Raw genomic sequence first — 13,681 nt, forward strand, 5'->3', positions numbered from 1 at the left:
TGCTGTATACAAGTCGTATTTACCCCTTACGTACAATGCTGTTTTTGGAGCTATCAACATGCGCCTGCTTGGCAAAGCCCTCACTTTTGACGACGTTCTGCTCGTCCCCGCGTTCTCTCAAGTCCTGCCTAAGGACACGTCCCTCGCAACGCAATTCACCCGCAACATCCGTCTGAACTTGCCCTTGGTCTCTGCGGCCATGGACACGGTCACGGAAGCGCGATTGGCGATTGCGATTGCCCAAGAGGGCGGTATTGGCATCGTGCACAAAAACCTCACCGCGCAAGAGCAAGCGGCCCAAGTGGCCAAGGTCAAGCGTTATGAATCGGGCGTGTTGCGTGACCCCGTGGTCATCACCCCCGAAACCACCGTGCGCCAAGTGATGGCCCTGTCGGAAGAGCTGGGTGTGTCAGGCTTTCCCGTGTGCGATGGCGGCAAAGTGGTCGGTATCGTCACCGGCCGCGATTTGCGTTTTGAGACCCGCTACGACCAACGTGTCAGCGAAATCATGACGCCGCGTGAGCGCTTGGTCACCGTGCCTGAAGGCACCACGCCCGAGCAAGCCAAGCACCTGTTGAACAAACACAAGCTCGAGCGTTTGTTGGTGGTCAATGATGCGTTTGAGCTCAAAGGCCTGATCACCGTCAAAGACATCACCAAACAACTCAACTTCCCCAACGCCGCACGCGATGCCGCAGGCAAGCTGCGCGTAGGCGCTGCGGTGGGTGTGGGCGAGGGCACCGAAGAACGGGTCGAGGCCTTGTCTCGTGCTGGCGTGGATGCCATCGTGGTGGACACCGCGCACGGCCACAGCAAAGGTGTGATCGAGCGCGTGCGTTGGGTCAAACAAAACTACCCCCACATCGAAGTCATCGGCGGCAACATCGCCACGGGTGCAGCTGCTTTGGCTTTGGTCGAAGCTGGTGCGGACGGCGTGAAGGTGGGCATTGGTCCTGGTTCTATCTGTACCACCCGCATCGTGGCAGGTGTGGGCGTGCCGCAAATCATGGCGGTGGACAGTGTGGCCACAGCCCTCAAAGGCACAGGCGTGCCACTGATTGCCGACGGCGGCATTCGCTACAGCGGCGACATTGCCAAAGCCATCGCAGCAGGCGCGGGCACGGTGATGATGGGCGGCATGTTTGCGGGGACCGAAGAGGCGCCGGGCGAAATCGTGTTATTCCAAGGTCGCAGCTACAAGAGCTACCGTGGCATGGGCTCGATCGGTGCCATGCAGCAGGGCAGTGCCGACCGCTACTTCCAAGAGTCCAGCACCGGCAACCCCAACGCCGACAAGCTGGTGCCCGAAGGGATTGAGGGCCGTGTGCCTTACAAGGGTTCGGTCGTTTCCATCATTTACCAAATGGCTGGCGGCTTACGCGCCAGCATGGGCTACTGCGGTTGCGCCACGATCGAAGCCATGCACGAAGAATCTCAGTTTGTGGAAATCACGGCAGCGGGCATTCGTGAAAGCCATGTGCATGACGTGCAAATCACCAAAGAAGCGCCTAACTATCGCGCCGAATAAGAGCTGAATAAGCTTTAAGTGTTCCCTAGAAAGCCATCCTTCGGGGTGGCTTTGTTTTTTGAGACAATATCCAGCTAGGCCATTTGACGGCCCTTTTTTATTTATGTCGCACCAAAAAATCCTCATCCTCGATTTCGGCTCTCAAGTCACCCAACTCATCGCCCGCCGCGTGCGCGAGGCCCATGTGTTTTGTGAAGTTCATCCTTGCGACGTGACCAGCGACTGGGTACGCGAATACGCCAAAGACGGCAATCTGAAGGGCATCATCCTTTCAGGCAGCCACGCCAGCGTGTACGAGGTGGATGACCGTGCGCCTGACGCCGTGTTTGAGCTGGGCCTGCCCGTGCTGGGCATTTGCTACGGCATGCAAACCATGGCCACTCAGTTGGGCGGCAAGGTAGAGGCTGGCACCACCCGCGAGTTTGGCTATGCCGAAGTGCGAGCCCACGGCCACACCGAATTGCTCAAAGACATTGAAGACTTCAACACGCCCGAAGGCCACGGCATGCTCAAAGTGTGGATGAGCCACGGCGACAAGGTGACCCAGTTGCCCGAAGGCTTTAAGGTCATGGCGTCTACGCCAGCTTGCCCCATCGCTGGTATGGCGGATGAAGCGCGCAAGTTTTACGCGGTGCAGTTCCACCCTGAAGTGACGCACACGGTGCAGGGCCAAGCTTTGTTGAACCGCTTTGTGTTGGATATTTGCGGCACGCGCCCAGACTGGATCATGGGCGACTACATCGAAGAAGCTGTGGCAGCCATTCGCAAACAAGTGGGTGACGAAGAAGTCATCTTGGGCCTGTCGGGCGGTGTGGATTCATCCGTGGCCGCAGCGCTGATTCACCGCGCCATTGGCGACAAACTCACCTGCGTGTTTGTGGACCACGGCCTGTTGCGCCTGAACGAAGGTGACATGGTGATGGACATGTTTGTGGGCAAGTTGCACGCCCATGTGATTCGCGTGGACGCGAGCGACCTGTTCTTGGGCAAATTGGCGGGCGTGAGTGAGCCAGAAGCCAAACGCAAAATCATCGGTGGCTTGTTTGTGGATGTGTTTAAAGAACAAGCGGCCAAACTCAAAGCAGGTGACGGCGGCCACAAAGGTGCCACATTCTTGGCCCAAGGCACGATTTACCCAGACGTGATTGAGTCCGGCGGTGCGAAGAGCAAAAAAGCTGTGACGATCAAGAGCCACCACAACGTGGGCGGATTGCCCGAGCAGTTGGGCTTGAAGTTGTTGGAGCCATTGCGCGAATTGTTCAAAGACGAAGTGCGCGAACTCGGCGTGGCTTTGGGCCTGCCGCACGACATGGTGTACCGCCACCCGTTCCCAGGCCCAGGCTTGGGCGTGCGAATTTTGGGCGAAGTGAAAAAGGAATACGCCGACTTGCTGCGTCGTGCCGATGCGATCTTTATTGAAGAGCTGCACAACTTCAAAGATGAAGCCACTGGCAAATCTTGGTACGCCTTGACCAGCCAAGCCTTCACCGTGTTCTTGCCCGTCAAGAGCGTGGGCGTGATGGGCGATGGCCGCACCTACGATTACGTGGTGGCCTTGCGCGCCGTGCAAACCAGCGACTTCATGACCGCAGACTGGGCCGAGTTGCCTTATGCGTTGCTGAAGAAAGTGTCTGGCCGCATCATCAACGAAGTGCGTGGCATCAACCGCGTGACTTACGACGTTTCATCGAAGCCACCGGCCACTATTGAGTGGGAATAACTCCGTAAGGACACCTTGAAATGACACATCCAAGCCAAAGCAATTCGACACTGACGGCAGAGCAGCTTGCAGCCTGCGCGCCGATTGAGCAATATTTTTTGGGTCATGCGCACGACGACGCAAGCTATATGCGGCTGGCGTTTTTGCCCACCGCTCACATTGAATCCATGCGTGAAGGCGTGTTTACTTCTTGGCCGCTCGACATTTACTGCGAACGCTTTGGGGGTAAGCCAGCGGCGGACGAAGCAACGCGTCGCCGAAGCATCGATTGGATCGAAGTGGCTGGCTCAGCCGCCAGCGCTCGCGTCACGCTTGTGCACGGTGCTATGACTTTTACCGACTACTTCGTGCTGCTGCAAACCAAAGACGGCTGGAAGATTGCGAACAAGGCCTTTGTCGGCCAGCCCACCCAGGCCTAAAGCCGCTCTTCAAACGGCCTACAATCTGAGGCTGCTAGCAATTGCCCGATTTGGGCTTGAATTTTTAAATTAGAGAACACTGAGTACATGGCAAAAGAAGAAATGATCGAAATGAAGGGTGTCGTGACCGAGGTCTTGCCCGACTCTCGCTACCGCGTCACCCTGGAAAACGGTCACTCACTGATCGCATACACCGCCGGCAAAATGCGCCTGCACCGCATCCGCATCATCGAAGGCGACAAGGTCACGGTTGAACTGTCGCCTTACGACATGAACAAAGCCCGTGTGACCTTCCGCCACATCGAAGGCAAGGGTCCAGGCCCAGCGGTCAAACGTCGTTTTTAAACAAGCCGCCACGCGGTAATTTGGCGTGTACCTGCCCCCGCAGTTCAAAGCCAAAGATGAGGCACATGCGCTCGCTCTCATGCGAGCGCATCCGTTTGCAAACCTCATCAGTGTGGACGACGATGGTTTTCCAGCCGTCACGCACATTCCCCTTCATTTGACACAAGCCAATGGCCAGCACGTGTTGCTGGGCCACTGTGCCAAGGCCAACCCGCATTGGCGTTATTTGCAGTCGCGCCCCCAAGCACTGGTGACCTTCATGGGTCCGCAGGCCTATATGTCGCCCAAGGTGTATCCAGACCTCACGCGCGTGCCCACGTGGAGCTACTTGGCAGTGCATGCCAAGGTTGATGCCACATTGGTAGAAGAGCCTGCTGCCAAAGACCGCTTACTCAAACAACTCATTGGTGACCACGAGCCGCCTTATGCCGCGCAGTGGCGTGGTTTGGGTGAAGACTACCAACACAAAATGCTCAACGCCATCGTAGCGTTTGAGTTGTGCATCACCGAGCTGCAATGCAAGCTCAAACTCAACCAACACCGCCCCGAATCACACGCGGCCATGCATGCTGCCTATGCGCAGGGCAGCGCGGATGAGCAAGCTTTGGCTGAATGGATGGTCAAGCTCGGCATGGTGCAGCCATGACGCATTCGCCTGAAGATATCGGCTTCATGCAGCTGGCCTTGCGCCAAGCGCAAGCTGCTGCCGATGCCGGTGAAGTGCCGGTGGGTGCGGTGGTGGTGAGGGCAGGGCAGGTGATTGCCTCGGCCCACAACGCACCGTTGGCCAGCCATGACCCCACAGCGCATGCCGAAGTAAATGCTATGCGCGCTGCGGCCCAAGCGCTGGGCAACTACCGACTGGACGACTGCACCTTGTATGTGACGCTAGAGCCTTGCGCCATGTGCAGCGGCGCGGCGCTGCATGCGCGTTTCAAGCGCGTGGTGTTTGGCGCGACCGAGCCTAAAACAGGTGCAGCGGGTTCGGTACTCAATCTGTTTGCGCACGAACAAATCAACCACCAAACCCAAGTGACCGGCGGGGTGTTGGCCCACGAATGTGCGGCACTGCTGCAAGGCTTTTTTGAACAACGCCGTGCTCAGCAACAGCTGAGCAAAGTACCTTTGCGTGAAGATGCTTTGCGCACTTCAGACGCTGCATTTTCCAGTTTGGATGTGCCAATTGCGCTGTCGCATTTCACGGCTGACTTACCCGCTTTAGACGGCTTGCGTTTGCATTGGTTTGACAACCGCACCAGCAACACACAAGCCCAAGCCTCACCGCATGTGTATCTGCATGGGCTCGACGACTGGAGCGTGCAATATGCGCCGCAACTGCAATCGGCAGAGCCTGTGATCGCTTTGGACTTGCCTGGGTTTGGCCTGTCTGACAAGCCTAAAAAAATCGCTACGCATCGCTTGGCGTGGCACGCACAAGTGCTGCGCGAGTTTTTGGCTAGCGTACAGCCCGCGCCGTCGGCTTTGCATGCACCGCGTGTGATGGCACCTTTGCTGGCTAATTTGCAATTGCCTATCCATTGGGTCGAGTCACCCGAGCTATCCGCTGCTTTGCGCGATGCGCCATATCCAGACCGTGGCCACATGGCAGGTCCTCGTGCCTTGAGCACCTTGCTGATGGCACCTGTATCCACGCCACCGCCGAAACGAAGTTAAGCATGTCTAACGCCACACCCACCATCGGTTACGAAGTGAAGTTTCAGAGGGTTGGTGTAGGAGGAGGGGCTTGGGTGCGGCTTGGGTTTGGCCAGTTTGGTGGTGCACCGTCGCGAGGGCAACATCACCGCCAGCGATTGCCACCCGTTGACCGAGACTTTCCTCAAAGCCAATGTGTTGTTGAACAAATTGCCACCCTTGCATTACGAAACGGGTAACTGGGGCAGGTCCAACAAAGGCTTAGGTGCGTTTGACCTGCTCATCGCCAGCGATGTGTTGTATGAGCGCAGCCACCCGGCTCAGTTGTCGGGCTTTATCCAACAGCATGCAGCAGAGGGCGCTGAAGTGCTCATCATTGACCCCAACCGTGGCAACCGCAGCGCGTTTCACAAAGACATGGCGAACATGGGTTTTGGCGTGACGGAAATCATCATCAATGAGCCTTTGCACGACCTGAGTGCGTATCGAGGTCGCTTGCTCCATTACAGACGTGGTTGAGTGAATCACGCCTAAATTTGCCGCGACAATGGAGGGATGGCTCATATTTACATCTATTCTCCCAGCGGCGCGGTGCGCGACAAAGCAGCTTTCAAACGTGGCGTGGCACGCCTGAAAAAACTCGGCCACGAGGTAGAGCTTGATGCTGACGCACTCAGCAGCCACACCCGTTTTGCCGGTGACGATGCCACTCGCTTAGCAGCCATCCATCGCGCAGCCGATAGTGGCGCAGATGTGGCCTTGATTTCACGCGGTGGTTACGGCCTCACACGCATCTTGCCAGCCATCAAATACAAACAAGTGGCCAAAGCCATTGCCAAAGGCACGCAGTTTGTGGGCTTGAGCGACTTCACGGCTTTTCAAAATGCACTGCTTGCCAAAACTGGGGCGGTCACTTGGGCGGGGCCCGCCTTGGGCGAAGACTTTGGTGCAGAGCAGCCAGACGACATCATGGAGGCTTGTTTTGACGACATGGTCAGCGGCCAGGGCGAGGGCGCGGGTTGGCAATTGTCTAAAGCTTGCGCTGCAGCTAATGAGACACGCCGCCCTGGTGTATGGGCACGCGATGCCGTACTTTGGGGTGGTAATTTGGCTGTATTGGTTTCTTTACTCGGCACGCCCTATTTCCCCCAAATTAAAAATGGCGTGTTGTTCTTAGAAGATGTGGGTGAACATCCATACCGTGTTGAACGCATGCTGACGCAGCTGTTGCATGCAGGCGTATTGGCTGATCAAAAAGCGATTGTGTTGGGTCAGTTCAACAGCTACAAGCTCACGCCACACGACAAAGGCTTCAAACTTCAAAGCGTCGTCGATTGGCTGCGCGCGCAAATCAAAGCGCCCGTACTAACTGATTTGCCGTTTGGCCATGTCGCAACCAAGCTCTGTTTACCCGTTGGCGAAAAGATTGACTTGGTGGTGGAAGATCGTGATGCCTTATTGCTTTGGGCACATGCTGATCATTGATTTGAAATCTGTATTGTTTGATACGATGTATATTATGTAAAGTTAAATAAACAAAGAAAACCGCGTAGATCTGCGGTTCTTGCGTTCACTTGGTGGCGCTCTCTTCTTTGATTGGATTTTGGATGTACCAAGCTTCGGTGAATGCTTTGATATAGAAAACGCTTTGTGGCTGGTCCACACGCACAGCCAAGTCCAAGGCAGATGCGTTGCCGTTGTTGACGAGCGTGGGGTCTGCACCTTCTTCCAGCAGCAACTTCACAGCCAAAGGCGGCGCTGAATAAGCTGCCATCATCAAAGGTGTTGTGCCATTGGCGGATTCGCTGTCAATGTAGGCATCGTTGTCTAGCAACAAACGCATCATTTCACGATGGCCACGTGTGGCCGCGTAATGCAAGGGTGTCCAGCCTGTTTTGTTGACTTCTGCGCCACGCTGAATTAACACTTTGGCTAGTTCTAGATGGTTGTTAATTGCTGCAAGCATGAGTGGTGTTTCGCCCAACTGGTTTTGGACATTCAGGTTGGCTTGTGGGTGCTTCGCCAAAGTCAAGGCTGATTTGGGCGCTTCTGATTGGATGGCGACCAACAGGCCTGCAACACCTTTCTCGTTAGGTGTATTGGGGTCAAAACCTCGCACTAGGAGCTTCTGAATCACATCGGCTCGGTCCAGGTGCATTGCTGCAAAAAAATCATCATACGAACCTGCATTGGATAAAGAATACCCAATAAAAACATATAGATAAAAAAAATACTTAAAGTATTTTCTCATTTAAGAACACCGCTGAAAAGTTGGTCAAAGTTGCGACTGGTGGCCTCAGCCACGGCTTCCACTGTCATGCCTTTGATTTCTGCAATCTGCTGCGCAACAAACGGCACAAACGATGGATTATTGGTCTTGCCTCGATGAGGAACAGGGGCCAAATAAGGGCTGTCAGTCTCAATCAAGATGCGGTCCATCGGCACAAATTGCGCGACGTCACGCAAGTCTTGGGCATTTTTGAAGGTCAAGATGCCGGAGAACGAGATGTACAGGCCAAGGTCTAAGCCTGCACGGGCCACGTCTGCGGTTTCGGTGAAGCAGTGAAACACGCCCCCTGCACTGCCGGCTGAGCCGTTTTCGCCCTGCTCTTTCAAAATCGCCACGGTGTCTGCCGACGAGCTGCGGGTGTGGATGACCAAAGGCAGCTGGGTTTGCTGCGCGGCTTCGATGTGGATGCGAAAGCGGTTGCGCTGCCATTCCATGTCGGTAACGGTGCGCTCGCCCAAGCGGTAATAGTCCAACCCAGTTTCGCCAATGCCCACTACTTTGGGCAGTTGAGCGCGGGTCAACAGGTCATCGAGCGTGGGTTCTTGCACGCCTTCGTTGTCGGGGTGCACGCCCACGGTGGCCCAAAAGTTGTCGAACTGCGTGGCTAAGCCGTGCACCTCAGGAAAACGCTCGAGTGTTGTGCTGATGACCAAAGCGCGCGTGACTTGGGCCTTGGCCATGTCGTCGCGGATGGTGTGGATGTTTTCAACCAGCTCTGGAAAATTCAGGTGGCAATGGGAATCGGTGAACATGGTTTTCTTTTAATCTTTGGCGCGCAGGGCCGTTTGCGCACGTGCCACCAAGGCTTCAAACATGAGGCCTGCGTTGTAGGGGTGTTCAGACGTGCGGGCGGCATCCATCAGGTCTTTGGACCATTGGGTGAGTGAACTAACCGTGCCCGCAGCTGGCAAATCTGCCGCCATAAAAAAACGTGGTTCAGCGCCCGTGCGCAAAGCCAGCAGGTCGTGACACAGCTTTTGCAGCATGGCGATGGCTTGCGATGGTGTAGCGTCTGACACTGCGCCCACATCGCCGCGCATGACGGCCTTGGGCAGGGCTGCCCAGTGTGCGGCTTTGAGTCCGGTATTGGCTAGATCGAGTCCATCCTCGGGTCGGCCTCCGGCCGCGCGCAGCAACACGGCTGCATCTGCCGCTGGTACGCCTTGGGCTTGTAGCCAGCTCAAAGCCTCGGCTTCAGTGGGCCAAACCATGGTGTGGGTTTGGCAACGGCTGCGGATGGTGGGCAGCAGCTGGTGAGCGGCTTCGCTGGCCAGTACAAAGCGGCATTCGCCTGGCGGTTCTTCGAGGGTTTTAAGAATTGTGTTGGCCGTCACATGGTTCATGCGTTCAGCTGGGTAGACAAACACCACTTTGGTCGATCCGCCTGAGCGGGTTTGCTGGCTGAAAGCCACCATGTCGCGAGCGGCTTCGACGCGAATCTCTTTGCTGGGCTTGCGCTTTTTGTCGTCTAACTCTTTTTGAGTTTTCTCGTCCAAGGGCCAGCTGAGTTCAAGCGCCAAAGCTTCCGGCATGAGTGTGCGCAGGTCGGCATGGGTGCGCACATCAACCGCGTGGCAGCTGCGGCATTGGTAACAAGCGCCCTGCTTCGTGGGTGCCTCGCACAGCCAAGCACGGGCCAGTTCTAGGCCCAGTGTGTATTGACCCAAGCCCGATGGGCCTTGTAGCAGCCAGGCGTGGCCGCGTCGCTCTAGCAAGGTGGTGAGTTGGCCTTGTAGCCATGGGCTCAAGACAGGCCTAGCGTGTGTGGTGGTCTCTGTCATGCGACGCTAGCCATCAATTGGCGCTCAACCAGCCGCGCTGCACAAAGTTGAGGTGCAGTTGCTGCCAAACGGCTTCACGGGTTTGGGCGGCGTCTAGGCGGACAAAACGTTGTGCGTCGGCTCTGGCGCGGGCGGCATAGCCGTCAGACACTTTTTGGAAAAACTCAACGGGTTGCGCCTCAAACCGGTCGGGCACACGTGCACCGGCTAGGCGCACAGCGGCAATGGCTGGGTCAAGCTCAAACCACACCGTCACATCGGGTTGGCGAAAGCCTTTGCTTGAAGGGCTGACTGCGTCAGTGGAAATCGCTTGTACCCATTGCTCAAGCTGTTTGAGCATACCCAAATCAAACCCACGGCCGCTGCCTTGGTAGGCAAAGGTGGCGTCGGTGAAACGGTCACACAGCACCACGTCGCCGCGCGCCAACGCGGGCTCAATCACGTTGCGTAGATGGTCGCGGCGGGCCGCGAAGATCAGCAGGGCTTCGGTCAGCGAGTCCATCGCATCGTGCAGCACCATCTCGCGCAGCTTTTCGGCCAAAGGTGTGCCGCCGGGCTCGCGGGTGAGCGTGACTTGGCGGCCCTGCGCTTTGAACGCCGCGGCCAAGCCATCGATGTGCGTGGACTTGCCCGCGCCGTCGATGCCTTCAAAACTGATGAACAGACCTGTTTTTGTCATAGCCCGCTATTTTGCCTGTTCAACATCACTGACCAGCAGCTTTGCGTTGGTAGCGATTGACTGCGGCATTGTGCTCATCCAGCGTCGCGCTGAAGTAGCTCGTGCCGTCGCCCTTGGCCACAAAGTACAACGCATTGCTGGGCGCAGGCTGCACGGCGGCCTTGAGCGCGTTGCGCCCAGGCATGGCGATGGGCGTAGGCGGCAAGCCTTTGCGGGTGTAGGTGTTCCACGGGTGGTCAGTGCGCAAGTCTGCACGGCGCAGGTTGCCATCGAAGTTGTCGAACATGCCGTAAATCACCGTGGGATCGGTTTGCAGAGGCATACCGATGGCCAAACGGTTGTGAAATACACGGCTGATGGTGGTGCGGTCGCTTTCGCGGCCAGTTTCTTTTTCAACGATGCTGGCCAAAATCAAGGCCTCATCGATCGTTTTGATTTGAATGTCCGGTTGGCGTTTGCCCCATGCGGCGGCCAGTTGTTTGGTCATGGCCTTGGCTGCACGTTCCATCACATGCAGCTCAGACGTGCCTTTGCCGTAGGTATAGGTGTCTGGGAAAAACCTGCCTTCAGGGGCCACACCCGGCATGCCCAGCTTGGCCATGAGTTCGTCATCGCTCAGGCCTTTGGTGTCGTGTTTGAGGCCTTCTGCTTTGGCCAACGCAGCGCGGAATTGGCGGAATGTCCAGCCGTCGATCAGGCTGATGGCTTTGAGGCTTTCTTCACCACGGGTGAGCTTGCGCAGCAAATCAAGCGGCGTGTTGCCTTGGCTCAGCTCGTAGCTGCCCGCTCGAAGCTTGCGCGATTGGCCACTGGCGCGGAAAAACGCATACAGCACCACGGGCGGCACATCCACACCCGCATCGACCACCGCTTGGGCAATGCCGCGCACAGGGGTTTGCGGCTCAATGGACACGTCCACAGTGGGCGTGGGCATCGACATGGGGGTCAACATCCACCAGCCAGAGACCGCTGACAACAACAGGGCCAGACTCAACACCGTCCAAAAGATTCGCTTGATGAGCCGCATCACAACCCTATGTCCAATCACGTTAATCAAGCGAGCATGATAATTCACCCTATGTCACAGACCACATTTGCAACCTCCGCGCCTTTGAACGGCATCGCCCCCCTGCCCCACCTCGGCATCATCCGCGCTGCGGGTGAAGACGCCGCCAGCTTTTTGCACAACCAACTCACCAACGATGTGCTGTTGATGAAAGAAGGCCAATGCCGCTTGGCCGCTTTTTGCAACGCCAAGGGCCGCATGCAAGCAAGCTTTGTGGTTTACAAACGTTCCGCCGAAGAAGTGCTGCTGATTTGCCGCAAAGACCTGATGGCTCAAACCGTCAAACGCTTGTCGATGTTTGTGCTGCGTGCCAAGGCCAAGCTGAGCGATGCCAGTGATGAATTTCAGTTGCTCGGTCTGGCAGGTGATGCAGCGCTGGCGGCATTGAATGGTGCATCCGCAGACGCATGGCAACGCCACGTAGCGGATGCTGCCGACGTACTAACCCTCTACCCTGCCCTAGGTCAACCACGCGCTTTTTGGCTCGCGCCCAAAGACGTGGCAGCGCCCACAGGTCCAGCCCTCAGCGCAAACCTGTGGCAAGTGGGTGAAGTGATGAGCGGTATTGCATGGGTCGAGTTGGCCACCTTCGAAGCCTTTGTGCCGCAGATGCTCAACTACGAATCAGTCGATGGCGTGAACTTCAAAAAAGGTTGCTATCCCGGTCAAGAGGTGGTGGCCCGTAGCCAGTTCCGTGGCACCTTGAAGCGCCGTGGGTTCATTGCGCAAAGTGCGGCACCGTTCACCGCGGGTCAAGAAGTGTTTTCTAGCTTAGACGCGACGCAGCCATGCGGCTTGGTGGCACAAGCCGCCAGCGATGGCGCAAGCCATGTGGCGGTGCTTGAGTTGCAACTCAGTGCCACTAAAAACAGCAGCTTGCATTTGGGGGCGGCAGATGGCCCAGTGCTGAGCCTGCTGCCACTGCCCTACGCTTTGCGTGAGGATATTTAAGCTGCCGCGTGCTTAAAAACGCACGCCAGCCTTCAAGCCCACCGATGCGTTCTTGCCCGTGCGGTCGTACTCGGCCGAGAGATTGACCAGCAGTACGTTCCAGCTCACGCCCACAAACGATTTGCTTTGTGTGAAGCTTTCATCGCTCTTGCCTGTGGCTTTGGCATTGGAGTAAACCGTGCCCACACCCGCGTAAGGTGTGAAGCCCACAAAGCCTTTGGAAATCAACACATTCAGACCCGTGTTGTTGAGCTCCATGCCTGACACGCCACCCATGCGGCTGTGGCTGCCGCGCAGGGCAATGGCGGGCGTGATGGCATTGCCTTCAAGCAAGGCGTATTTCACGTGAACACCAGCAACCGACACATTGGTCGAAGGCACTTTGGACACAAAGCCGCCCACATCCCAGCCACCAGGCAAGCCTTTACTAACCGACAACTTGGTTTGAATCAGGTTGTTCATGCTGTCACCGCTTGCGGTTTGCCAAGCAGCGCCCGCTTTTGTTTGTGTCATCGTGGTTGACGCACTGACATCAAAACCTGTCAGGCCCAATGGCGCAGCTGGTTCAATCGCCTTGGTGCTGGTGGCTGCCGCCAAGTCTTTGCTCAATGCTAAAAACTCGGTTTGGCTGAGAGCGCTGACGTTGTTCAAATCACCCGCCATGGCTTGGGTGTTAAGCGCCATTGAGCTTGCGATAGCCAAAGTCACAGGTAAGAAGTGGTGCGCGATTTTCATAAGGAAATGTTTCTTAAAGTTTTAATTGCGCGTATTTTCACACGGTTGAAACGACCGTCACACCAAGTTCAATCGCATCTCCACATGCGGTATACCCACCTCGTCAAACGGCTCGCCCACGATGCTGAACCCGTAGGCTGCATAAAAGCCTTCAGCGCTGCGTTGCGCACTCAGGCGTACTTCTTTGTTGCCGCGTCGACGTGCCTCTGACACCAAGGCTTCTAGCAGGCGAGCACCATAGCCGTGGCCACGGGCTTCTTTCAGCACGGCCATGCGCCCTACCTTGGCCACATTGACTGATGGTTGTAGCAAGCGGGCATTGCCCAGGGGGTGTCCAGTCACATCAAACAGCACCGCGTGCAAAGCGGTGGCATCGTCTGCATCCCATTCGTCTTCTGGGGCGATGCCTTGCTCTTTGACAAACACTTCTGTGCGGATGAATTGCGCAGCTTGATGCAATGTTTGCCAGCGACCGAGGGTAATGGTGGGGGCAGTTTTCATGCCCATATTGTCG

General features: G+C 56.6%; 16 protein-coding genes. 9 read left to right on the top strand and 7 right to left on the bottom strand.

Translation table 11 applies throughout. From position 1 onward, the window contains the following. Positions 1 to 58 precede the first annotated feature (58 nt). The 8 genes from guaB (at position 59) to LINBF2_RS06040 (ending at position 7,150) form a co-directional block, all read left to right on the top strand. Positions 59 to 1,528, top strand: a complete 1,470-nt coding sequence (gene guaB, locus LINBF2_RS06005) for an IMP dehydrogenase (protein ID WP_104797448.1) — start codon at positions 59 to 61, stop codon at positions 1,526 to 1,528. Between the two features lie 103 nt (positions 1,529 to 1,631). Further along, entirely contained in the window at positions 1,632 to 3,248 is a 1,617-nt protein-coding gene (gene guaA / locus LINBF2_RS06010) for a glutamine-hydrolyzing GMP synthase (protein ID WP_281891197.1), read from the top strand. A gap of 20 nt (positions 3,249 to 3,268) precedes the next feature. Continuing rightward, positions 3,269 to 3,667: a nuclear transport factor 2 family protein gene (locus LINBF2_RS06015; RefSeq protein WP_281891199.1), complete on the top strand. Its 399-nt coding sequence runs from the start codon at positions 3,269 to 3,271 to the stop codon at positions 3,665 to 3,667. 87 nt (positions 3,668 to 3,754) lie between these two features. Further along, on the top strand, positions 3,755 to 4,012 hold the full coding sequence (infA, locus tag LINBF2_RS06020; protein WP_104797445.1) for a translation initiation factor IF-1: 258 nt from the start codon (positions 3,755 to 3,757) through the stop codon (positions 4,010 to 4,012). Positions 4,013 to 4,037: 25 nt separating this feature from the next. Then, positions 4,038 to 4,658: an FMN-binding negative transcriptional regulator gene (locus LINBF2_RS06025; protein WP_281891200.1), complete on the top strand. Its 621-nt coding sequence runs from the start codon at positions 4,038 to 4,040 to the stop codon at positions 4,656 to 4,658. Then, positions 4,655 to 5,686, top strand: coding sequence for a tRNA adenosine(34) deaminase TadA (gene tadA / locus LINBF2_RS06030; protein ID WP_281891201.1), 1,032 nt, complete (start codon positions 4,655 to 4,657; stop codon positions 5,684 to 5,686). Before LINBF2_RS06025 ends, tadA begins: the two co-directional genes overlap by 4 nt. Positions 5,687 to 5,767: 81 nt before the next feature. Further along, a complete protein-coding gene (locus LINBF2_RS06035) occupies positions 5,768 to 6,184 on the top strand; it encodes a hypothetical protein (RefSeq protein WP_104797442.1) in 417 nt (138 codons plus the stop codon). Between the two features lie 36 nt (positions 6,185 to 6,220). Then, complete coding sequence (locus LINBF2_RS06040; protein WP_281891202.1) at positions 6,221 to 7,150, top strand: LD-carboxypeptidase; 930 nt, start codon at positions 6,221 to 6,223, stop codon at positions 7,148 to 7,150. Between the two features lie 85 nt (positions 7,151 to 7,235). Here the strand turns inward: LINBF2_RS06040 and LINBF2_RS06045 are convergent, their stop codons facing one another. The 5 genes from LINBF2_RS06045 to mltG all read right to left on the bottom strand — a co-directional run bounded on the left by LINBF2_RS06045 (position 7,236) and on the right by mltG (position 11,442). Next, positions 7,236 to 7,823, bottom strand: coding sequence for an ankyrin repeat domain-containing protein (locus tag LINBF2_RS06045; RefSeq protein ID WP_236657747.1), 588 nt, complete (start codon positions 7,821 to 7,823; stop codon positions 7,236 to 7,238). A gap of 89 nt (positions 7,824 to 7,912) precedes the next feature. Continuing rightward, on the bottom strand, positions 7,913 to 8,707 hold the full coding sequence (locus LINBF2_RS06050; protein WP_281891203.1) for a TatD family hydrolase: 795 nt from the start codon (positions 8,705 to 8,707) through the stop codon (positions 7,913 to 7,915). Positions 8,708 to 8,716: 9 nt separating this feature from the next. Then, positions 8,717 to 9,736: a DNA polymerase III subunit delta' gene (locus LINBF2_RS06055; protein WP_281891204.1), complete on the bottom strand. Its 1,020-nt coding sequence runs from the start codon at positions 9,734 to 9,736 to the stop codon at positions 8,717 to 8,719. A 13-nt stretch (positions 9,737 to 9,749) separates the two neighbouring features. Then, complete coding sequence (tmk, locus tag LINBF2_RS06060; RefSeq protein WP_281891205.1) at positions 9,750 to 10,415, bottom strand: dTMP kinase; 666 nt, start codon at positions 10,413 to 10,415, stop codon at positions 9,750 to 9,752. 25 nt (positions 10,416 to 10,440) lie between these two features. Then, the gene (mltG, locus tag LINBF2_RS06065; protein WP_281891206.1) at positions 10,441 to 11,442 is read right to left on the bottom strand and encodes an endolytic transglycosylase MltG; all 1,002 of its coding nucleotides are present in this window, start codon (positions 11,440 to 11,442) and stop codon (positions 10,441 to 10,443) included. Between the two features lie 51 nt (positions 11,443 to 11,493). Here mltG and LINBF2_RS06070 point away from each other — a divergent pair, with 51 nt between their 5' ends. Then, positions 11,494 to 12,432: a folate-binding protein gene (locus tag LINBF2_RS06070; protein ID WP_281891207.1), complete on the top strand. Its 939-nt coding sequence runs from the start codon at positions 11,494 to 11,496 to the stop codon at positions 12,430 to 12,432. Between the two features lie 12 nt (positions 12,433 to 12,444). Here LINBF2_RS06070 and LINBF2_RS06075 read toward each other — a convergent pair whose 3' ends face one another. After that, positions 12,445 to 13,167 (bottom strand): hypothetical protein, encoded by a 723-nt coding sequence (locus LINBF2_RS06075; protein WP_104797434.1) that lies wholly within the window; start codon positions 13,165 to 13,167, stop codon positions 12,445 to 12,447. Between the two features lie 57 nt (positions 13,168 to 13,224). Continuing rightward, positions 13,225 to 13,668, bottom strand: coding sequence for a GNAT family N-acetyltransferase (locus tag LINBF2_RS06080; protein WP_161499661.1), 444 nt, complete (start codon positions 13,666 to 13,668; stop codon positions 13,225 to 13,227). Positions 13,669 to 13,681 lie beyond the last annotated feature (13 nt).

This window comes from Limnohabitans sp. TEGF004, from assembly GCF_027924965.1.
GTDB lineage: Bacteria > Pseudomonadota > Gammaproteobacteria > Burkholderiales > Burkholderiaceae_C > Limnohabitans.